This is a genomic window from Nocardia sp. NPDC057272, from assembly GCF_042668615.1.
Lineage (GTDB): Bacteria > Actinomycetota > Actinomycetes > Mycobacteriales > Mycobacteriaceae > Nocardia.
In genome coordinates this window covers 1-19,492 of sequence record NZ_JBHUYK010000039.1, presented here as the reverse complement: position 1 = coordinate 19,492, position 19,492 = coordinate 1, and the positions used below count along the sequence as shown (strand labels likewise).

At 68.9% G+C, this 19,492-nt stretch carries 19 protein-coding genes; 14 read left to right on the top strand and 5 right to left on the bottom strand.

Annotation, left to right across the window (positions count from 1 at the left end; genetic code table 11):
• Positions 1-111: 111 nt before the first annotated feature.
• On the bottom strand, positions 112-2,682 hold the full coding sequence (gene otsB / locus ACFULV_RS32245; protein WP_378631585.1) for a trehalose-phosphatase: 2,571 nt from the start codon (positions 2,680-2,682) through the stop codon (positions 112-114).
• 343 nt (positions 2,683-3,025) lie between these two features.
• Positions 3,026-3,643 carry a cholesterol catabolism transcriptional regulator KstR gene (gene kstR, locus ACFULV_RS32240; RefSeq protein ID WP_378631587.1) on the bottom strand — a complete coding sequence of 206 codons (618 nt, stop codon included), beginning with the start codon at positions 3,641-3,643 and terminating at the stop codon, positions 3,026-3,028.
• Positions 3,644-3,790: 147 nt separating this feature from the next.
• Here kstR and ACFULV_RS32235 point away from each other — a divergent pair, with 147 nt between their 5' ends.
• From ACFULV_RS32235 to ACFULV_RS32205, 7 genes are read left to right on the top strand one after another with little or no spacing between them, the layout of a single operon-like run.
• Positions 3,791-5,914, top strand: coding sequence for an acyl-CoA dehydrogenase family protein (locus tag ACFULV_RS32235; protein ID WP_378663343.1), 2,124 nt, complete (start codon positions 3,791-3,793; stop codon positions 5,912-5,914).
• A 4-nt stretch (positions 5,915-5,918) separates the two neighbouring features.
• A complete protein-coding gene (locus ACFULV_RS32230) occupies positions 5,919-6,998 on the top strand; it encodes an acyl-CoA dehydrogenase family protein (protein WP_378663340.1) in 1,080 nt (359 codons plus the stop codon).
• The gene (locus ACFULV_RS32225) at positions 6,983-8,146 is read left to right on the top strand and encodes an acyl-CoA dehydrogenase family protein (protein WP_378631592.1); all 1,164 of its coding nucleotides are present in this window, start codon (positions 6,983-6,985) and stop codon (positions 8,144-8,146) included. Before ACFULV_RS32230 ends, ACFULV_RS32225 begins: the two co-directional genes overlap by 16 nt.
• Complete coding sequence (locus tag ACFULV_RS32220) at positions 8,143-9,114, top strand: bifunctional MaoC family dehydratase N-terminal/OB-fold nucleic acid binding domain-containing protein (RefSeq protein ID WP_378663337.1); 972 nt, start codon at positions 8,143-8,145, stop codon at positions 9,112-9,114. Before ACFULV_RS32225 ends, ACFULV_RS32220 begins: the two co-directional genes overlap by 4 nt.
• A gap of 20 nt (positions 9,115-9,134) precedes the next feature.
• Complete coding sequence (locus tag ACFULV_RS32215) at positions 9,135-9,557, top strand: MaoC family dehydratase (RefSeq protein ID WP_056819362.1); 423 nt, start codon at positions 9,135-9,137, stop codon at positions 9,555-9,557.
• Entirely contained in the window at positions 9,554-10,744 is a 1,191-nt protein-coding gene (locus tag ACFULV_RS32210; protein ID WP_378663334.1) for a lipid-transfer protein, read from the top strand. Before ACFULV_RS32215 ends, ACFULV_RS32210 begins: the two co-directional genes overlap by 4 nt.
• An 18-nt stretch (positions 10,745-10,762) precedes the next feature.
• Entirely contained in the window at positions 10,763-11,200 is a 438-nt protein-coding gene (locus ACFULV_RS32205) for an NUDIX domain-containing protein (protein ID WP_378631597.1), read from the top strand.
• On the opposite strand, the gene ACFULV_RS32200 is transcribed toward ACFULV_RS32205, so the two are convergent.
• Positions 11,173-11,811, bottom strand: a complete 639-nt coding sequence (locus ACFULV_RS32200; protein ID WP_378663332.1) for a TetR/AcrR family transcriptional regulator — start codon at positions 11,809-11,811, stop codon at positions 11,173-11,175. The two genes, ACFULV_RS32205 and ACFULV_RS32200, sit on opposite strands and share 28 nt — an antisense overlap.
• 65 nt (positions 11,812-11,876) lie before the next feature.
• On the opposite strand from ACFULV_RS32200, the gene zapE reads away from it, so the two are divergent.
• The 6 genes from zapE (at position 11,877) to ACFULV_RS32170 (ending at position 17,328) form a co-directional block, all read left to right on the top strand.
• Positions 11,877-12,929 carry a cell division protein ZapE gene (gene zapE, locus ACFULV_RS32195; protein ID WP_378663330.1) on the top strand — a complete coding sequence of 351 codons (1,053 nt, stop codon included), beginning with the start codon at positions 11,877-11,879 and terminating at the stop codon, positions 12,927-12,929.
• A gap of 168 nt (positions 12,930-13,097) precedes the next feature.
• Positions 13,098-13,997 carry a DUF4129 domain-containing protein gene (locus ACFULV_RS32190; protein WP_378663327.1) on the top strand — a complete coding sequence of 300 codons (900 nt, stop codon included), beginning with the start codon at positions 13,098-13,100 and terminating at the stop codon, positions 13,995-13,997.
• Between the two features lie 139 nt (positions 13,998-14,136).
• Positions 14,137-14,631, top strand: coding sequence for a hypothetical protein (locus ACFULV_RS32185; RefSeq protein WP_101464691.1), 495 nt, complete (start codon positions 14,137-14,139; stop codon positions 14,629-14,631).
• 17 nt (positions 14,632-14,648) lie between these two features.
• Positions 14,649-15,611, top strand: a complete 963-nt coding sequence (locus ACFULV_RS32180) for a MoxR family ATPase (protein WP_056818940.1) — start codon at positions 14,649-14,651, stop codon at positions 15,609-15,611.
• Positions 15,608-16,882 carry a DUF58 domain-containing protein gene (locus ACFULV_RS32175; RefSeq protein ID WP_358069548.1) on the top strand — a complete coding sequence of 425 codons (1,275 nt, stop codon included), beginning with the start codon at positions 15,608-15,610 and terminating at the stop codon, positions 16,880-16,882. The genes ACFULV_RS32180 and ACFULV_RS32175 overlap by 4 nt, the downstream gene beginning before the upstream one ends.
• The gene (locus tag ACFULV_RS32170; protein ID WP_378631603.1) at positions 16,879-17,328 is read left to right on the top strand and encodes a hypothetical protein; all 450 of its coding nucleotides are present in this window, start codon (positions 16,879-16,881) and stop codon (positions 17,326-17,328) included. The genes ACFULV_RS32175 and ACFULV_RS32170 overlap by 4 nt, the downstream gene beginning before the upstream one ends.
• Positions 17,329-17,334: 6 nt before the next feature.
• On the opposite strand, the gene ACFULV_RS32165 is transcribed toward ACFULV_RS32170, so the two are convergent.
• Together ACFULV_RS32165 and ACFULV_RS32160 are read right to left on the bottom strand one after the other, a co-directional pair.
• Positions 17,335-18,165 carry a GNAT family N-acetyltransferase gene (locus ACFULV_RS32165; RefSeq protein ID WP_378663407.1) on the bottom strand — a complete coding sequence of 277 codons (831 nt, stop codon included), beginning with the start codon at positions 18,163-18,165 and terminating at the stop codon, positions 17,335-17,337.
• Positions 18,166-18,234: 69 nt separating this feature from the next.
• Positions 18,235-18,582, bottom strand: a complete 348-nt coding sequence (locus ACFULV_RS32160) for a winged helix-turn-helix transcriptional regulator (protein ID WP_378631604.1) — start codon at positions 18,580-18,582, stop codon at positions 18,235-18,237.
• A gap of 70 nt (positions 18,583-18,652) precedes the next feature.
• Here ACFULV_RS32160 and ACFULV_RS32155 point away from each other — a divergent pair, with 70 nt between their 5' ends.
• Positions 18,653-19,414: an SDR family oxidoreductase gene (locus tag ACFULV_RS32155; RefSeq protein WP_378663324.1), complete on the top strand. Its 762-nt coding sequence runs from the start codon at positions 18,653-18,655 to the stop codon at positions 19,412-19,414.
• The last annotated feature ends 78 nt before the right edge of the window (positions 19,415-19,492 follow it).

Below are 19,492 nucleotides of genomic sequence, written 5' to 3'. Positions count from 1 at the left end.
CTAGATCGTAATGGAAATCGTTACCGTTTTAGATTAGCAGCTACGAATACCCAGTACGAACCGCATCGAAAAGCCGGGCTCGAAATTCGAACCCGGCTTTGTCGAGCGTTGTCAGACCAGGGCGTTGACCGGCTGGCTGAGCAGTTGGGCGCAGCGCAGCAAACCCAGGTGGCTGTACGCCTGGGGGTGGTTACCGAGGGAACGTTCGGCGACCGGGTCGTATTCCTCGCTGAGCAGGCCGGTGGGGCCGGCGGCGGCCACCAGCTGGGCGAACAGCGCCTCGGCGTCGGAGCGCCTGCCGATCAGCAGGTACGCCTCCACCAGCCAGGCGGCACACAGGTGGAAACCACCCTCGCCGCCGGGCAGCCCGTCGTCGTGGTGGTAGCGGTACACCGTGGCGCCGCTGCGCAGTTCGGCCTCGGTGGCCACCACCGTCGCGGCGAAGCGCGGGTCGGCGGGATCGATCAGGCCGCTCAGGCCGATGTGCAGGGTGGCCGCGTCCAGGTCGGTGCCGTCGTAGGCGGCGGTGTAGGACTGGACCTCGTCGTTCCAGCCCTTCGCCTTCACCTCGTCGGCGATCGTGTCGCGCAGGCTCACCCAGTCGGGATCGGGGGTGCGATCGAAACGGTCGGCCAGGGTCAGGGCACGGTCGATGGTGAGCCAGCCCATCACCTTCGAGTACACGTGGTGGCGCGGATTCCCGCGGATCTCCCAGATGCCGTGGTCGGGTTCGGTCCAGCGGCGCTGCACCGCCGACACCATCGCGTGCACCAGTTCCCAGTCGGCATCCGGCAGTGCCTTGGCCGGGGCGGTGATGCCCTGACGCTCGCGCTCGTGCGCCATCGAGGTGATCAGGTCGACGATCGGCCCGAACACGTCGAGCTGCACCTGCATATTGGCCGCGTTGCCCACGCGCACCGGCCGCGACCCGGCGTAACCGGGCAGCAGGTCGATCACGGCCTCGGGCGGCAGCGTCTCGCCGTAGATCGTGTACAGCGGGTGCAGGCGCTCCGGCCCCGGCAGGGTGTCGAGCACCTTGTGCACCCAGCCGAGGAACTCCTCGGCCTCGGTCAGCGAGCCCAGGGTCACCAGTGCCTGCGCGGTCAGCGACGCGTCACGCAGCCAGCAGTAGCGGTAGTCCCAGTTGCGCACGCCGCCGATGTCCTCGGGCAGCGAGGTGGTGGCCGCGGCCAAAATCGATCCCGACGGGCGATGGACCAGCCCGCGCAGGGTGAGCGCCGAACGCTTCATCAGATCCGGCTTGAGCGGCGGCAGCAGCAACTCCGAGGCCCACTGCGACCAGTACTGCTCGGCGAGCTGGCGGCGCTGCGGCTCCGGGGTCATCGAGGGCGCGAGATCCGCTGTTCCGCACCGCAATTCGAGCACGACCGGCCCGAGCGACGGGTCGACCACCGCGCGCGCCTGCTCGTTGGTGCCGTCGGACAGGATCTCCCACTCCACACCGGGGGAGCGAAGCACCATCGGATCATTGGTGCCGCTGACCTGAATTCCGCTGCGTACGGCCTGCATTCGCACCGGCACCTGCCCGAACTCCGGCTGCGGCGCGAAGATGACCACGGCCTTCGCGGCGCCGGTGATCACCCTGGTCAGATCGGTGCGATCGGGAGCGACGTCGTGCGGCAGGTAGTCGGCCACTTGCAAACTGGCCCACCGTGTCTCGACCGTCATCGTGCCGTCCACATACCGCTGCGACAGCGGCAGGCTCGGCCGCTCCGGCGCCACCGTGAAGTGTCCGGCCGCCGCGCCGCCGAGCAGATGCGCGAACACCGCCGCCGAATCCGGTTCGGGGTGGCAGAGCCAGGTGACCGTCGCGTCGGGGGTGAGCAGCGCGACCGAGCGCGGGCTGGCCAGCATGCTCAGCCGCTCGATCCGGGGGGCGCTCGCCCCGGCCAGCCAGGTGCGCCGCTCCTCGACGAGGAACGCCAGCGCGCGCGCCACGTCCTCGGTGGAGTTCACATGCAGCTTGGCGATGCTCTCGCCCTCGCCGACCTTGATGCCGACATCCGGTCCCGAGAGCACCCGGAACGCCTTCTCGTCGGTCACGTCGTCGCCGAAGAACACTGCGGCGGAAGCGCTTTCCTGATGGCGGATGGTGTCGAGCGCGGTGCCCTTGTCGGTGGGGATCACCGCGAGCTCGATCACCGCCTTGCCTTCGGTCACCTGCACGCCCACCCAGCAGGCCGGGCCTTGTCGCACGGAAGTCAGTGCGCGCCTGCCGATTTCGGGGCTGGCGTTGCGCACGTGCAGCGCGGCGCTGGCCGGCTTCATCTCGACGGTCACGCCCGGGTTCTCGGCGGCGATCTTCGAGAACGCGGAATTGATCTCTGTCAGTAGCTGTTTGGCGTCGTTGTCGATCGCGTGCACGAAGCCGACGTCGAACTCCGAGCCGTGACTACCGATCAGCTGCACCTCGACCGGCAGGCGCGACAGCGCCGCCAGGTCTCGGAGCGCTCTACCGGAAATCACCGCCGCAGTAGTGTTCGCCAACCCCGCCAGCGCGCGTAGCGCGCTCACCGATTCCCGCTGGGGAAACGCTTTCGACGGGTCGGACACGATCGGGGCGATGGTCCCGTCGTAGTCCGAGGCAACCAAGAGCCGTGGCACGCGCGCAACCGACGCCAGTGCACGGCGGACATCCAAGGGCAGTTCCTGTGCGCTCACGCATCCAACCTAGTGATGGGAGGAGTTGATCAGGGGGCGCGAAAAACAATACTGCGTCAATTTTGCCGCGCGAGCGGCGCGGCGCGTTGTGCGCACTATCCCCGGTCGTTTGCTCGCGACCTTACGGCAAATTCCGTACCGGCGGCCCACCGCCCTCGGCCGGATTCGTCGAGCTCACCGGGCATACGAGGGCGCGGCGAGGCACGCGCGCCCGGTAGATGCGATGTTTCGCATATGCGACGTCGGCTATGCATCTTCCTACTGGAAGGCGCACAGCCGACGGGTGTCAACAGCGATGGGCGATTTGTGATGTTGCGGTAGTGAGCTTTGCCGGGTTGCTGGGTTATCCGCGATCGCCCAGCAACAGGTCGACGGTGAGCTCGAGTCGTTCCGTGACATCGGTCGCGGACGCGCGCCGGGTGAGCCAGGCCACCAGGTTCGACAGCCACACATCGGAGATGACGCGGGCGATGGCGAGTTGACGGTCGTCGGGTTCGCCGTCGCTCATCGCGCGGGCGAAGACCCGGTCCATCACCTTGCCCACCCGATCCACTTCCGCGGCGGCCGAGGCGTCGGCGAACATGAACGCGCGCGTCATCGCCTCGGTGAGCAGGGGGTCGCGCTGCATCATCCGGGTGATCTGGGTGAGCAGGGTGTGCATGCGCTCGGACGGGCCGTCGCCGTCGGGTAGTGGCTTGCGCTTGCCCTCGAACATCTCGAATTCCCTGGCCAGCGCCGAAACGAGCAGGTGAACCTTGGACGGGAAGTAGCGGTACAGCGTGCCGACGGCCACGTCGGCGCGCTCGGCGACCGCACGCATCTGCACGGCGTCGTAGCCGCCCTTGGAGGCGAGCGCGAGGGTCGCGTCGAGGATGCGCTTGCGCCGGTCGCGCTGTGCGCTGGAGCTGAGCTCGTCCTCGGACAGCGTCGTCACGGTGGGCGTTGGTGCGGGACTGTCCATCGTGGAAACCCTTTCGCTTCAGTGGCAATTCATCGGCCGAGCCGTGCCCGGAGCTTAGTGCGAGTGTAGGTCTCTTGACTTATACCCGGCTTAGATATTAGAACATGTTCTAGAAGTGCGAACCACGCCGGAAGGGCGGATCTTCTTGTGACCATCGCCACCACTGACGAGCACAAAGCCGTCGCGGCATCGCTGCGAGGCTGGGCGAGCACGGTCGCGCCGATTGAAACAATGCGGGCCGGCGGCTCGACCGCTTGGCGCGGGTACTGGACCGGGCTGAGTGAGTTCGGGCTGTTCGAGGTCGCGCTGCCCGAGGACAATGGCGGTCTCGGCGGCACCGTGGCCGACCTCGCGGTGATGCTCGAGCAGACCGGCGACGACCTGGTCGGCGGTCCGGTGCTGGCCACCGCGCTGGCCGGGCTGATCACCGAGGGCGTGTTCGCCGACGGCACGCCGTGCGCGGTCGCGGTGCCCGGCGACGAGCAGCCCGCGAAGGCGGTCGCCACCGATACGGGCTGGACTGTCTCCGGCACTTGGGATTTCGTCTACGGCGCCGATGAGCTGACCCGAGTTCTCGTGCCCGCCAACACCATCGACGGCACCCGTTGGCTGCTGCTGCCCGCCGAAGCGGTGACGGTGACGTCGCTGGCACACGGCGACCACACCGTGCCGCTGGCGCGGGTCAGCGCCGCCGAGGTGGCCGTACCGGCCGATCACGGCTTCGCGCCGACGCCTGATGTCACCGATCTCTTCGTAGCGCTCGCGGTAGCGGAACTGGCGGGTGTCGCCGGCTGGACCCTGCGTACCGCGGTCGAATATGCCCGTGTCCGTGAACAATTCGGCAAGCCGATCGGCAGCTTCCAGGCGATCAAGCACCTGTGCGCCTGGATGCTGTGCCGCACCGAGCTGATCCGCGCGGTCGCCGCCGACGCCGCCGCCGCGATCGACGAGGGCGGCGACGAGCTTCCGATCGCCGCGGCTGTGGCCGCCTCGGTGGCCCTCGACGCCGCCGTCGACAACGCCAAGGACGCCATCCAGGTACTCGGCGGCATCGGCTTCACCTGGGAACACGACGCGCACTTCTACCTGCGCCGGGCGAGCTCGCTGCGCCAGCTCCTCGGTGGTTCGCCGCGCTGGCGCGCCCGTGTGGCCGAGCTCACCAGGGCAGGCCGGCGCCGCACCACCGGCGCCGAACGGGTGCTCGGCGACGCCGCCGTCGACACCGCGCTGGCGGACGAGGTCGCCGCGATCGCCGCCCTCGAGCCCGCCGACCAGGTTCGCGCGCTGGTGGAAGCGGGCATGGTGATGCCGCACTGGCCGCGGCCCTACGGCCGTGCCGCCGATCCGATGACCTGCCTGCAGATCGCCGAACAGCTCCGTCGCGCCGAGCTGACGACCCCCGACCTCGCCGTCGCGGGCTGGGCTGTGCCGACGCTGTTGCGCTTCGGCACCGAGGAGCAAATCGAACGCTACGTCTGGCCGACCCTGTACGGCGAGGTCATCTGGTGTCAGCTGTTCAGCGAGCCGGGCGCGGGTTCCGATCTCGCCGCTCTGCGCACCACCGCCGAGAAGGTCGACGGCGGCTGGGTGCTGCGCGGCCAGAAGGTGTGGACCTCGCTCGGCTCCACCGCGAACTGGGGCATCTGCCTGGCCCGTACCGATCCGGCCGCGGCCAAGCATCGCGGCATCAGCTACTTCCTCGTCGATATGCGCGCCGCGGGCGTGCAGGTGCGGCCGCTGGTGCAGATCACCGGCGAGGAGAAGTTCAGCGAGGTCTTCCTCGATGACGTGTTCGTGCCCGACGATTGCCTGGTCGGCGCACTGAACAACGGCTGGAAGATCGCGCGCACCACGCTGTCGGCGGAGCGGGTCGCGATGGGCGGCGGCGGTATCGGTGGCGCGCTCGAAGCCCTGCTCGACCGTTTTCCGGTCGGTGGATGGGGAACAGAACTGCGTGAGGACCGTTTCGGCGCGCTGATCACGTCCTCGGTTGCTGGATCATTGCTGGAACAGCGGATCGCGGTGGCGACGATGGCGGGCGTCGACGCGGGCGCCCAAGCCGGTGTCCGCAAACTGGTCGGTGTCCGGCATCGGCAGGAGCTGGCGGAATACGCGCTGGAACTGGTCGGCCAAGAAGGTTCCCTGGACAGTGATGCTCTGAAAGAATTCCTGCTTACGCGGTGTCTCTCGATTGCGGGCGGTACCGAGCAGATCCTGTTGACCGTGGCCGCCGAACGAATTCTCGGCCTGCCGCGCGATGCGGACAGTTAGCTCGATGAGGGAGGACGCCGTGGATTTCACCCGCGACGAAAGCGCCGACGCCGTAGCCGAGGTAGTGGTAAGCCTGCTCGAACGTGAGCCGGCCAGGGATATGGCCCTGTGGCCGAGCCTGGTCGACTCCGGTCTGCTCGCCGTGCCGGTGCCGGAACGGTTCGGCGGCGACGGTATGGGACTGCTCGAGGTATCGGCCCTGCTCATGGAGCTGGCCACCGATGCCGCGGCGGTCCCGGCGCTGCCGACCTTCGGGTTCGGTGTGCTGCCGCTGCTCGGTGTGCTGTCGGACGAACTGGCCGAACGGGTGCTCGCCGAGGTCGGCAAGGGCACCGTGCTCACGGCCGCGCTCAACGAACCGGGCGCGCCGTTCACCACCGCGCCCACCACCGAGGCCGTGCGCGCGGGCGACACGGTGCGGATCACCGGGCGCAAGTCCGGCGTGATCTACGCCGAGCAGGCACGGTGGATTCTGGTGCCCACCGATGCCGGTGTGGCACTGGTCGATTCCGTCGCGCCGGGGCTCGAGATCATCCCGGTGGCGGGCTCGGCGGGCATCCCGGAGGCGACGCTGGTCCTCGACGACGTCGAGATCCCGGCCGACCAGCTGCTGCCCGACGCGCTGCCCGTCCTGCACCGCCACGCGCTGGCCTGTATCGGCGCGGTCGCCGACGGCCTGTTGAAGGGCGCGCTCACGCTCACCGCCGAGCACGTGCGCACCAGGGAACAGTTCGGCAGGCCGCTGGCCGAATTCCAGGCCGTGGCTCAGCAGATCGCGGACCTGTACGTGGTCTCGCGCACGCTGCACGTGGCCGCGGAGTCGGCGTGCTGGGCGTTGGCGCAGCCGGACCTCTCGCCCCAGCACCAGTACCGCATCGACGAGGACCTCGACGTGCTCGCCTACTGGGCCGCGGCCGAAGTTCCGCGCGCCATGCAGAAATGTCACCACCTGCACGGTGGACTGGGTGTGGATATCACCCACCCGATGCACCGCTACTACTCGCAGGCCAAAGACCTCGCCCGGCTCCTCGGCGGTGCGGGTCTGCGGCTCGACCTTCTGGGAGCAAGATGTTCATCGATCTGACCGCCGAACAGCGGCGGTTGCGCGAAGAATTGCGTTCCTATTTCGCCGATCTCATCAGCCCGGCCGAGGCCGCGGCGATGGCGGTGGACCGGCACGGCGACACCTACCGCGAGGTGGTGCGCCGGATGGGCCGCGACGGCTGGCTCGGAGTCGGCTGGCCCAAGGAGTTCGGCGGCCAGGGGTTCGGCCCGATGGAACAGCAGATCTTCTTCAACGAGGCCGTCCGCGCCGATGTCCCGCTGCCGCTGGTCACCTTGCTGACCGTGGGGCCCACCTTGCAGAAGTACGGCACCGACGCGCAGAAGAAGAAATTCCTGCCCGGAATCCTGTCCGGTGACATCCATTTCGCCATCGGCTACTCCGAACCGTCGGCGGGCACCGACCTCGCCGCGCTGCGCACCACCGCGGTACGCGACGACGACGGTGACTGGATCGTCAACGGGCAGAAGATCTTCACCACCGGCGCCCACGAGGCCGACTACGTCTGGACGGCGTGCCGCACCGGCACGGTCGAGTCCCGCCACCGCGGCATCACGATCCTCATCGTCGATACCAAGGACCCCGGCTACTCCTGGACTCCGATCATCACCTGCGACGGCGCCCACCACACCAACGCCACCTACTTCGACGACGTGCGGGTGCCCGCGGACATGCTGGTCGGCGAGGAGAACCGCGGCTGGCGGCTGATCACCACCCAGCTCAACCACGAGCGGGTCAGCCTCGGCCCGTCGGGCAAGATCGAACAGCTCTACGACCGCCTGCGCGACTGGTCTGCCCAGCACGGCCTGCTCGGCGAGCCCGAGGTTCGGCGCGCGCTCGGCCGGGTGCGGACCATGGTGCGGCTCAACGAATTGCTGAACTGGCAGGTCGCGGCGGCCGACACCTCGGCGGCGCAGAACGCGGTGATCGCCGACGCCTCGGCCACCAAGATCTTCTCCACCGAGTCGCTGCAGGAAGCGGGCCGGGTGGTCGAGGAGATCATCGGCCGCTACGGCGACCCGGCCGAGCCCGGCACCGCCGAATTGCTCGGCTGGCTGGATCGGCGCACCAAGCAGAACCTCGTCGTCACCTTCGGCGGCGGCGTGAACGAGATCATGCGCGAACTGGTGGCCTCGGCCGGCCTCGAACTGCCGCGCGTACCCCGATGAACAAGGAGCGGCGCGTGCCGGAATCCCTCACCGCAGCAGAACTCGCAGAGGGCGCGGCGAAGATCGTCGCGGCGGGGGAGTCGGCGCCGCGCGCCGGTCGTGATCCGGTGAACCAGCCGATGATCCACAACTGGGTCGAGGCCCTCGGCGACGCCAACCCGATCTACGTCGACGACGAAGCCGCCAGGGCAGCGGGCCATCCCGGCATCGTCGCGCCGCCCGCGATGGCTCAGGTGTGGACCATGCAGGGTCTGCACGGTGTCCGTGCCGCCGACGACCCGATGAATCTCGCCAACGAGCTGTTCGACGCGGCGGGCTACACCTCGGTCGTCGCCACCAACTGCGAGCAGACCTACCACCGTTACGTGCGGCCCGGCGAACAGGTGCAGGTCACCAGCAAGCTGGCCGAAGTCAAGGGCCCCAAGCGAACCGGGCTGGGCGACGGCTGGTTCCTCACCTACGCCACCACCTGGTCGGTCGGCGACGAGGTGGTCACCGAAATGCTGTTCCGGCTGCTGAAGTTCGCACCCGGCACGGCCGCCGCGCAGCCCGTGGCGGACGGTATCGAGACAGCGCCCGAGGGGCGGGTCGGCCCGGTGATCTCGCGCGACACCGAATTCTTCTGGGCCGGTACCGAAATCGGCGAGCTGCGGATCCAGCGGCTGCCCGACGGTTCGCTGCGGCACCCGCCGATTCCGGCCCTCTGGCAGGACAAGGCGGAGCCCACCGACTACGTCGTGGCGGCGGGCACCGGCACGGTGTTCAGCTTCGTGGTGCACCATGCGCCGAAGGTGCCCGGTCGCGACCTGCCCTTCGTCGTAGCCCTGGTGGAACTCGACGAAGGCGTGCGCGTGCTCGGCGAACTGCGGGGCATCGACCCGGCGGACGTCGCCATCGACGTGCCCGTCCGCGTCGCCTTCGAAAAGCTCGCCGACGGAACCGTGCTGCCGTACTGGCAGGCCGTGTGATGACCGCAAAGGACGCCTCGATGACCCCCACGGTCGAACTCGCCACCCTCGCGGTGGGAACTGTGCTGCCGGAGTTGGCGATTCACGCCGATCCCACCTTCGTGATCAGCACCGCCCTGGCCACCAGGGACTTCCAGGATGTGCACCACGACCGCGACAAGGCGGTCGAGCGCGGGTCGAGCGACATCTTCGTCAACATCCTCACCGACACCGGTCTGGTGCAGCGCTTCGTCACCGACTGGGCCGGTCCGCGTGCGCTGGTCAAGCGCATCGCTCTTCGTCTCGGCGTGCCGCTGTACGCCGGTGACACCCTGACCCTTTCCGGCACGGTCACCGAGATCGACGGCACCCAGGTCACCATCGACGTGCACGGCAAAGACAGCCTCGGCGAGCACATCACCGCCACGGCCGTCATCGCCCTTCCCGATCTGGAGCCGAAATGAGCACCACCTCCGCCGAATCCGCCGGCCTTTCCGGTCGCGCCGCCATCGTCGGCATCGGTGCCACCGACTTCTCGAAGGACTCCGGTCGCAGCGAATTGCGGTTGGCCGCGGAGGCTGTCAGCGCGGCGCTGGCCGACGCGGGTCTCACGCCCGCCGATGTGGACGGCCTCACCACGTTCACCATGGACACCAACACCCAGGCCGCGGTGGCCAGGGCGGTCGGCATTCCGAGCCTGAAGTTCTTCAGCCACATCGGATACGGCGGCGGCGCGGCCTGCGCGACTGTGCAGCAGGCCGCGATGGCCGTGGCCACCGGGGTGGCCGATGTCGTGGTGGCCTATCGCGCGTTCAACGAACGATCCGGCGCCCGGTTCGGTCAGTTCTCGCCCGCGCTGGCCGCCGCGCCCACGTCGTCGGGGATCGACGCGGGCTGGGCCTACCCGCAGGGGCTCGGCACGCCCGCCGCGCAGGTCGCGATGGTCGCCCGCCGGTACATGCACGTCACCGGCGCGACCAGTGCCGATTTCGGGGCGGTGGCGGTCGCCGACCGCAAGCACGCCGCGGTGAACCCCAACGCCTTCTTCTACGGCAAGCCGATCACCCTGGAACAGCATCAGGATTCGCGCTGGATCGCCGAACCGCTGCACCTGCTCGACTGCTGCCAGGAGTCCGACGGCGGCGTCGCCATCGTGGTCACCAGCGTCGAACGCGCCCGCGACCTGCCGCAGCGCCCCGCGATCATCGCGGCCGCCGCACAGGGCAGCGGCGCCGACCAGTACGTGATGACCAGCTACTACCGCGACGCCATGACCGGCCTGCCGGAAATGGGTCTCGTCGGCGACCAGCTGTGGGCGCAGAGCGGCCTGACCGCCGCCGACATGCAGGCCGCGATCCTCTACGACCACTTCACCCCGTTCGTCCTCATGCAGCTCGAGGAACTGGGCTTCTGCCCCCGTGGCGAAGCCAGGAACTTCATCGCCGACGGCGCCATCGAGCTCGGCGGCCGCCTTCCGCTCAACACCCATGGCGGCCAGCTCGGTGAGGCCTATATCCACGGCATGAACGGCATCGCCGAAGCGGTCCGCCAGATCCGCGGCACCTCGGTCAACCAGGTCGAGGCCCTGGAACGCATCCTGGTCACCGCGGGCACCGGCGTTCCCACCTCCGGACTCGTCCTGACGTCGTAGCCTCGTACGCTCGACCGGGTGACTCCCCGCCACCTGGTCGACGTGCACGTCCTGCTGATCCGCGGTGACGAGGTTCTGCTGAGCCTGCGCCGCAGCGGCGACGAGTTCGATCACCGCTGGCACCTGCCGTCGGGAAAGGTCGAAGCCGGCGAGTCGGTGGCGGCGGCAGCGGTCCGTGAAGCCGCGGAGGAGGTCGGGGTCGACATCGATCCCACCGCCCTGCGGCTGTTCCACGTCGCCCACGTCACCGCCCCCGGGCGCGACTCCCGCCTCGGTCTGTTCTTCCGCGTCGAGGTTTGGCGCGGTGAGCCTTTCAATCGGGAACCCGATAAATGCTATGCATTGCAATGGTTTCCGCTGACCGAGTTGCCCGCCGACCTGATCGAGTATTCCGCGCTCGGATTAGCCGCGCTGAATTCGACCGCCACCTATTCCGAATTCGGCTGGCGGGACTGACCGCTCTTCAGGAAATCGGCCAGTGGCCGGGCGAGCTGGTCGACGGTGCCCGCTGATCCCGCGCGCAGTCCCGCGAACCGATCGAAGACGAGTCCTTCCAGCAGTGCGAGGAAGTCGTGGGCCCACTCGCGTGGTTCGGCGGCGCCGAGGGCGCTGAACAGGTCTGTCGCGCGGTCCAGGGAGAACAGGCTGCCTGCCAGGCGAGCGTGCAGTTCTGGGTCGGACAGGACCTCGATGATCAGGGCGTGCCGGGCGATCAGCTCGTTGCGGCGATGGAGGAGCAGCTGATCGAGCCAGGTCGCGATGTCGTGCGCGACCTGCACGGGATCCATCGGCGGACTTGCTGATTCTTCGCGCGCGTCCTGCGTCAGATCTTCCGGGTGGGTCGTTGATTCGTACTGCGCGGCAACGAAATCCGCGCGTGAGCGAGTGGTGATCCCGTCGGCCACCGCCTCGATCAGGGCTCGTCGGGTGCGGAAGTAGTACGAGGTCGAACCCGCCGGCAGGGCCAGCTGGTTGTCCAGCGCGCGGTGGGTGAGCGCGCGGATTCCCCGGGTCGCGATGAGTTCGATGGCGCCCGCCACGATCTGTGCCCGCCGGTCTGTGGACATCGTCACCTCTCCTGGCCGTCGGCGACAGCCATCCTCTACAAATGTAGAGGAACGAGGAGGCTCGCATGAAACCCGACACCGTGGTGCTCGACCCCGCACAGCAAGCGGCCCTGCACGCGCTCGAATCACTGCTCGACCCGGTCGACGGGCACCTCGCACACCGTGGGCACCCCGCTCGACGCACCGGCCCGTTCGGCATCCCGCTCCCGCGCCTCGCTGACAGCGGCGGTCGGCGGGCCGGTCGCGGCGGCATCTACCTGCACGGCCGACCGGGCCGCGGCAAGACCATGGTGATGGACCGGTTCTTCGGCGCGGTCGAGACACGGCTCAAGCGCCGCTTCCACTTCCACAGCTTCTTCGCCGCCCTCCATACCGCCACGCACACCCTGGGTTCGATCGAACGTGCCATCGACGAACTCCTCGGCGACGCCGACCTGGTCTGTTTCGACGAATTCCACGTCACCGATATCGGCGATGCCATGCTCGTCGCCCGCATGCTCGAAGCCCTCTTCGCCGGCCACCGCACCCTCGTGGTCACCTCGAACTACCGGCCCCAGGAGCTCCTGCCCAACCCGCTGTTCCACGACGCGTTCCTGCCCACCATCGAGTTGATCCTCGCCCACCTCGACACGGTCGCTCTCGATGGACCACTCGACTACCGCACCCGCACGCCCCACCGCGACACCGGCTTCCTCGCGGGCCGCTATGTGCTCACGGTGGGTACCGGACCCCTGAAGGGTGTCGGCCCCGTCGACGTGCCCCTCGGCAACGGCCGGACCATCCGCGCCCACGCCGCCACCGATGCCATCACCCTCGACTTCCACGACATCTGCGCCGCCCCCACCAGCGCCGCCGACTACCTCCGCCTCACCGAGCGCTACCGCCACTGGACCCTGCGCGAGGTCCCGCCACTGCGCGCGGTCCCGCCGGACTGGTCGATGCGCCTGGTGAATCTCGTCGATGTCCTCTACGACGCCGATCTCCCGTTCACCGTCCATGCCCCGGAGCGCCCGTACGACCTGACCGCCGGGGTCCCCGCGATTCCCGATCTGGCTCGCACCGCCAGCCGTCTCGGTGAGTTGCCATTAACTGGCGTGTCAGACGTTCGCACTGCGTAGCAAGCCCTTGATCGCGGGGGGACAATAAGAGGGGAGGGGTCCAAAAGCATCGATTTCCTCTCGAGCGGACCACTCGGCATGTAACTATGTGGCTGTTTTGTGCAGTCTCTGGGGTTTGGTGGTACAGCTGTGATCGGGGTGAATCAGCCCATTACGCGGGCGATTGTCGTGATCGCACTGGTCGTCGCTTCGACGATCGCGTTGCAGGGCACGCTGCCCGGCTCCGGCGCGACCTCGACCGGAGCCCCTTCTCCGCTGCTCATCGCCGTGATGCCGGTGTTGCTGCTGGTCTCGATCGTCATCCTGGTCGCGGGCGTGATCGCCAGCCAGCATCGCCTGCCGCTGGCGATGCCGGAAGCCGAACGCGACGCCATGCCGCGCATCCAGTGGCGTCGGATGGCGCTGCTGGTCCCGGTCGCCGTCGCCGCGGTGGCACTGATCTTCGCAGGCGGGGTCACCGCACTGTTCCTGCTGCCCGGCGCCCGCCCGATGCGCCCGGCCTCCGAGACGCTCACCGAGGGCTCCGGCCCCGTCCCCACGACCGACACCCATGCCGCGGACCCCACCACCGGACCCACCGAACTCACCGGCACCGCCCTGGTGATCGCGGCGATCCTGGCCATCGTGCTGATCGTGGTCGCGCTGGTCGGCCTGGTCGTCGTGGCTGTCGCCGCGCGTCGTGAACCGGCCCCCGTCGCGCCCGTCGAGGACGAACCGTCCGCCAGCGAAGTCGACTCCCTCACGCGCGCCGCCGAAATGGGCCTCGCGGCGATGAACGCCCCGGGCCAGGATCCGCGCACCGCCATCATCGCCTGCTATGTGGCGATGGAGCGCGGTCTGTCCAGCGACCGCGCCGCCCGCCCGCTGGCCTCGGACACCCCGATGGAGGTGCTGGCCAGGGCCTTCGAAAGCGGTGTGCTGCACGATGCCTCGGCCCGCGAGCTGGTCGCGCTGTTCGAGGAGGCGCGGTTCAGCCCGCACTCGATGCTCGAATGGCAGCGCATGCGCGCCGAACAACTGCTGCGCATCGTCCTCACGGACCTGCAGCGCAGGCTGGTGACGGCATGAGCGGTCAGCGCCCGGAGGCGGTAGCGAAGTGTGACCACGCAGGGCGCCCGAGCATGCCGAATGGATACCGCATGAGCGGACCGGAGTCGGTAGCTCGCGTCACCACGCAGGTCGCCCGAGCATGCCAGGAGGGCTCAGCGTGAACCGGACTTCGGTGATTGTGACGGCCGTGCTCGCGGTCGCGGTGATCGAAGTGACGTTGGTGCGTCTTGATCGTGACTCGGTGCTGCTCGCGGTCGCCGTGCCGGTGGCCGCCGCGCTCGCGATGCTGGTCTGGTCGTTGCGGCACCGCGTGATCCGCGAGGAACCGCTCACCGAGTACATCGACAACGGTCCGGCCGAGATGCTCGGTCGCTGGCACGCGCGCGCCGAGATGCTCACCGCCCGCGCCGACGGCACCCGCGCCGACTGGGACCGCCACCTGCGGCCACTGCTCGCCAAGGAATTCGAGCTGTCCACCGGGCTCAGAGTTTCCAAGAATCGCCGGGCCACCGAGGCCGCCGGTCAGCTGCAGTTCGGACCTGAACTGTGGCGCTGGGTGGATCCGGCGAACTCCGCGTTGCGCGATCACACCGGTCGCGCACCGGGTAGAGAGGCGCTGGACGAGATCCTGCGCCGTTTGCAGACGATGTGAGGGGTTAGAGGCCACCGATGACAATGCCGTTGAACGTGACCGTCCAGCGCTCCGATGCCGTACTGCGTGAGCTGGGCCGTGTCGTGGTCGGCAAGCGAGATGAGATGCAGCTCATCATGATTGCCGTGCTGGCCGGAGGCCACGTACTCATCGAGGACCTGCCGGGCCTCGGAAAGACCCTGATCGCGCGCTCTTTCGCGGCCGCGCTCGGCCTGGACTTCACCCGCGTGCAGTTCACGCCCGATCTACTGCCCGCCGACCTGCTCGGTTCGACGATCTATGACATGGCGTCGGGCCGGTTCAACTTCCGTCGCGGTCCGGTGTTCACCAATGTGCTGCTCGCCGACGAGATCAACCGCACTCCGCCCAAGACCCAGGCTGCGCTGCTGGAAGCGATGGCCGAGGGTCAGGTGAGCATCGACGGCGAAACCTTCCTGCTCCCACAGCCGTTCGTGGTGCTGGCCACCGACAACCCGATCGAGTACGAGGGCACCTACCCGCTGCCCGAGGCCCAGCTCGACCGCTTCGCCATCCAGCTGCGTCTCGGCTACCTCTCCGAGGCCGACGAGACGCAGATGATCCGGCGCAGGCTCGAACGCGGTTCCACCGCACCGCAAGTGGGCCAGGTGGTCGACGCGCAGGGGCTGATGGAGATGCGTCAGTCGGTCGAGTTCGTCACCGTGCACCCCGACGTGGTGAGCTACGTCGTCGCGCTGGCCTCGGCCACCCGCAGCCACCCGCAGGTGGAAGTCGGCGCCAGCCCGCGCGCCGAACTCGACCTGGTGCAGATGTCGCGGGCGAGGGCGTTGCTCCTCGGGCGCGACTACGTGATTCCCGAAGACGTGAAAGCCCTCGCGGTGGCGGCGATGTCGCATCGCATCACGTTGCGCCCCGAAATGTGGGTGCGTCGTATCCGCGGCGAGGACGTCATCACCGAGCTACTCCGCCGGCTACCGGTGCCCCGCGCCACGAGCACATGAAGCACCGCGACGAATCCAGAACGGTCGAGGTCGACCTCCGGTGGCGGCCCGCGCCGCTGGTGTTCATCCTGGCCGGTTGCGCGGCAGCGGCACTGGTCGTCGCGGTGCTGCTGGGGCAGTGGCAGCTGGTCGTCTTCGCGGCGCCGATGCTCGGCGTGCTCGCCACCGCGCCGTGGCAGCAGGCGCCGACCAGGGTCCAGGTCGACGGCAGCGGCACCGTGCGCTGTTTCGAGAACGAGGTGATCGGTTGCAGCGCGGTCGCGTTCGTCGAGAGCGGGCACGCGCTGCTGCGGATGACCGCCCTGCCGATGCCCGGCCTGGAACTCGAGGTCGAGGAAGCCCACGATTCCGGCGGTGCGCCCGCGGGCATGCGGCTCGGGCTCTCGGCCACCCGCTGGGGCCGGTATCCGGTGCAGGTGAAGGTTTCCGCGCTGAGCCCGGCCGGTCTCGCGGTCGCGACCACCGAGCTGCCCGCGGCCAAGCTCTACGTGTATCCCATCGCCGATCCGCAGCGAATGCGCATGCCGCGCACCGAACTGCCCGACCGCATCGGTACCCACCTGACCCGTCGGCACGGCCCCGGCGTCGAATACGCCGACATCCGCGCCTACACGCCGGGCGATCAATTGCGCGCCGTCAACTGGCCGGTGAGCGCGCGGCGCGGCAGGCTCTACGTCACCCAGCGGTTCACCAACCGCTCCGCCGATGTGGTGGTCATGGTCGACACGTCCTTGCAGGCGCCCGGGCCCGCCAGCGCTTCGCTGGAACTGTCGGTGCGCGGCGCGGCCCAGGTGGTGCAGTCGACCCTGCAATCCGGCGACCGCACCGCCGTGGTCTGCCTCGGTGAATCGCCGCGCTGGCTGCGCCCCGACATCGGCCGCAGACAGTTCTATCGCATCGTCGACACGGTCCTGGGCGTCGGCGACGAACACGTCGAGACCACCGGCACTCTCGCACCGCACGCCGCCGTGCCGATCGGCGCGATCGTGGTGGCCTTCTCCACCCTGCTCGACACCCAGTTCGCGCTGGCCCTGATCGACCTGCGCAAACGCGGCCACGTGGTGGTCGCGGTCGACGTCCTGCGCGGTACACCCTTCGAGGACGGCCTCGACCCGACCATGGCCAAGATGTGGCAGCTCGAGCGCGCCTCGATGTATCGGGACATGGGCACCGTCGGCGTCGACATCATCGCCTGGCCCGAAGGCACCCGCCTGGACCAGGCCATGCGCCTGCTCCCCGAACACCGCCGAGCAGTACGGGTACGCCGATGACGAGATTTCTTGCCCTGCTGGCCGGTCTGCTCCTGGTCGCCGCGGTCGCGCTGATCAATCCCCTCGCCGGGGTGCCCGCGCTGGCGCTGGTGATCGCGAGCTGGTGGTGGCGCCCGGCCTCGGTCGGCGCGGTGCTGATCACCATCGCCGCTCTCGCCTTCGCCGACGTCGGCGTCATAGCCGCAGCCGCAACAGGACTTGTCGCAACCACCTACCTGCTGAACGCTGCCGTGCTGCACGCCCCCGAGGGCGTGGTCCCCACCACCATCCCCTCGGTGGGCGGCGCGGTCCTGTTCACCATCGCCGCCGCCACCGCGGCCTGGGTACCCGTCCAGCTGATCTGGGCGCCCCTGGCCGCGCCCGTCCTCATCGTCGCGATCTATGCCCTGCTGGTGAGCGGCCTCTCGGCCAAGGGCCCCACCGTCGAAGAGATCCGCATCGAGTAGGACGGATCAGGCGGGATCTTTGACCAGCACCGCTCGGGTGTAGAGCAGAGCGAAGCCTTGGGACTGGGAGTTCTGCTGGGATTTCGATCCGGGCTGGGTGGTGACGACCGCGAGGTCGCAGTCGGCCGCGGCCGCCGCGTTGAGCCGGGTGGAGAGCAGCGCTGTCTGGACGCCCTGTCGACGGTGCTCGGGGAGCGTCGCAGCCCCGGCGAGAGCGGCGATGCCGCCGTTCGTGCGAAGGCTGGCGCCGCCCGCGGGTTTGCCCGCGCGGTAGGCCAGATAGCGGTGGGTGTTGTTGGTGGCAGCCAGATCTCGGACGGCGGTGGCGAGGATGTCGCGAGGGAAGTCCTCGGTGGCGGGTAGGCCGTCGTCGTCGGGGTGGGCGAAGCCGTCGACGACGATATCGAGCCAGGTATCCAAGTCGTTGTCGTCACGGCGCACCTCGACCGACTGCGGAACCGGCCACGCACGGCCGCGCAGACGCAGGCCGAGCACGTTTTCGAAGGATGTCAGCCGATACCCGCGCGCGGTCAGTTCGGCGCCGATCCGCGGGTCGGCGAGATGAGCCAGCTCGACCTGGACCGGCGCCCCGACCTCGGCATAAGCCTGTTCGACCGCCTCCCACTGCGCCGTCGAGGGCACCCCGGCGAAGCCGACACCGACCACCTTGTTCAACGGCGAGTTCGGCCCGGCGAAACACGCTGCGCCACCGGCGATCTCCTGTGTGAACCCGCCCGCGGCCGGGGTGGCCCGGTGTAGTCCGGCGCGCACTCCACCGGCAATGGCCTCGGTCTCCATCCGTTCGATCCGACCGGCCATACCGGTATCGCAGAACAACGCCGCCGCATCCTCGCTCATCAGCCAGTTATATCGCCCCTGTCCAGCGAGTTTTCGAGGGTCGGCGGACTAGCGGTCGGGCCGCCAGGGGATTCGCCCGTTGCCGTCGCCGGTGGGGGTCCGGTTCTCGGACCAGTCCCACAGGGGCTGGAGGGATTCGGCGAGGAGGGCGCCCTCGGTGGTGAGCTCGTAGGCGCCGCGCTGGCCGTTCTTGCGGATCAGCGCCGCGGACTGGAGTTGCTGGAGCCGGTCCGAGAGCATGCTCGACGAGCAGTTGCCCATCCGCCGGCGGAGGTCGAGGAAGCCGAGGGGGCCGGGCTCCAGTTCCCAGATCACGCGCAGCATCCAGCGCTGGCCGAGTAGGTCGATCGCGGCCAGGATCGCTGGCGAGGGCTCGTCGCCGGTTGCGCTTCTCATTCAGAAGCACGATAGTTGCTTCTGAATCAGAAGCACGATGGCCGGTCGGGGATGGACGAGGAGATCGACGATGGATTCGACAGTGCGGCAAGATCAGCGGATCGTGCTGGTCACCGGGGCCTCGCGGGGGATCGGAGCGGAGGCGGCGGCGCAGTTCGGCGCGGCCGGGGCACATGTCGTCGTGAATTTCCGGGAGAAGCGCAAGCGGGCCCAGGATGTCGTGGACGGGATCGTGACGGCGGGTGGGAGCGCCTCGGTGCTCGGCGCCGATGTCTCCGATCCCGCGGCTGTCGAGACGATGGTCGAGGAGATCGGCCGGACGTTCGGGCGGCTGGATACCCTGGTGCTCAACGCATCCGGCGGGCTCGAGCGAGATGCCGATCCGGGGTACGCGCTGCGGCTCAACCGGGACGCCCAGGTGAACCTGGCCACGGCGATGCTGCCGCTGATGTCCGAGGGCGGCCGGATCGTGTTCGTCACCAGCCATCAGGCGCACTTCATCCACGAGAACGCCGATGTGCCACAGGGCTACACGCCGATCGCGCGGAGCAAGCGGGCCGGCGAAGACGCGCTCCGGGCGCTGATTCCTGAATTCCGGGAGCGGGGAGTCGGTTTCACGGTGGTGTCCGGCGACATGATCGACGGGACGATCATCGTCCGGCTGCTGGAACGGCGCGACCCGGGCAGTGTCGAGTCCCGCCGCGCGGCAGGCCCGTTGCCCACGGTCGAGGACTTCGCGCGCGTGATCGTTCAGGCCGGCACCGACGCGGTCGTGGACGGCCACACGTTCTACGTCGGCGGTCACGACTACCAGGCTGCATCACGGCGGTGACGGACTCGATCCGATTGGATCGAGTCGAACCCAGAGGCTGTGCACAAAGAAACAGCACCGGGCCGGCAGGATGTCTGC

Coding starts and splice junctions, on each gene's coding strand:
- ACFULV_RS32170 (WP_378631603.1), top strand. CDS start 16,879: ATGACGAGATTTCTTGCCCTGCTGGCCGGTCTGCTCCTGGTCGCCGCG.
- ACFULV_RS32155 (WP_378663324.1), top strand. CDS start 18,653: ATGGATTCGACAGTGCGGCAAGATCAGCGGATCGTGCTGGTCACCGGG.
- ACFULV_RS32210 (WP_378663334.1), top strand. CDS start 9,554: ATGAGCACCACCTCCGCCGAATCCGCCGGCCTTTCCGGTCGCGCCGCC.
- ACFULV_RS32225 (WP_378631592.1), top strand. CDS start 6,983: ATGTTCATCGATCTGACCGCCGAACAGCGGCGGTTGCGCGAAGAATTG.
- ACFULV_RS32160 (WP_378631604.1), bottom strand. CDS start 18,582: ATGAGAAGCGCAACCGGCGACGAGCCCTCGCCAGCGATCCTGGCCGCG.
- ACFULV_RS32215 (WP_056819362.1), top strand. CDS start 9,135: ATGACCCCCACGGTCGAACTCGCCACCCTCGCGGTGGGAACTGTGCTG.
- ACFULV_RS32220 (WP_378663337.1), top strand. CDS start 8,143: ATGAACAAGGAGCGGCGCGTGCCGGAATCCCTCACCGCAGCAGAACTC.
- ACFULV_RS32200 (WP_378663332.1), bottom strand. CDS start 11,811: ATGTCCACAGACCGGCGGGCACAGATCGTGGCGGGCGCCATCGAACTC.
- ACFULV_RS32230 (WP_378663340.1), top strand. CDS start 5,919: ATGAGGGAGGACGCCGTGGATTTCACCCGCGACGAAAGCGCCGACGCC.
- ACFULV_RS32175 (WP_358069548.1), top strand. CDS start 15,608: ATGAAGCACCGCGACGAATCCAGAACGGTCGAGGTCGACCTCCGGTGG.
- kstR (WP_378631587.1), bottom strand. CDS start 3,643: ATGGACAGTCCCGCACCAACGCCCACCGTGACGACGCTGTCCGAGGAC.
- zapE (WP_378663330.1), top strand. CDS start 11,877: ATGAAACCCGACACCGTGGTGCTCGACCCCGCACAGCAAGCGGCCCTG.
- ACFULV_RS32180 (WP_056818940.1), top strand. CDS start 14,649: ATGACAATGCCGTTGAACGTGACCGTCCAGCGCTCCGATGCCGTACTG.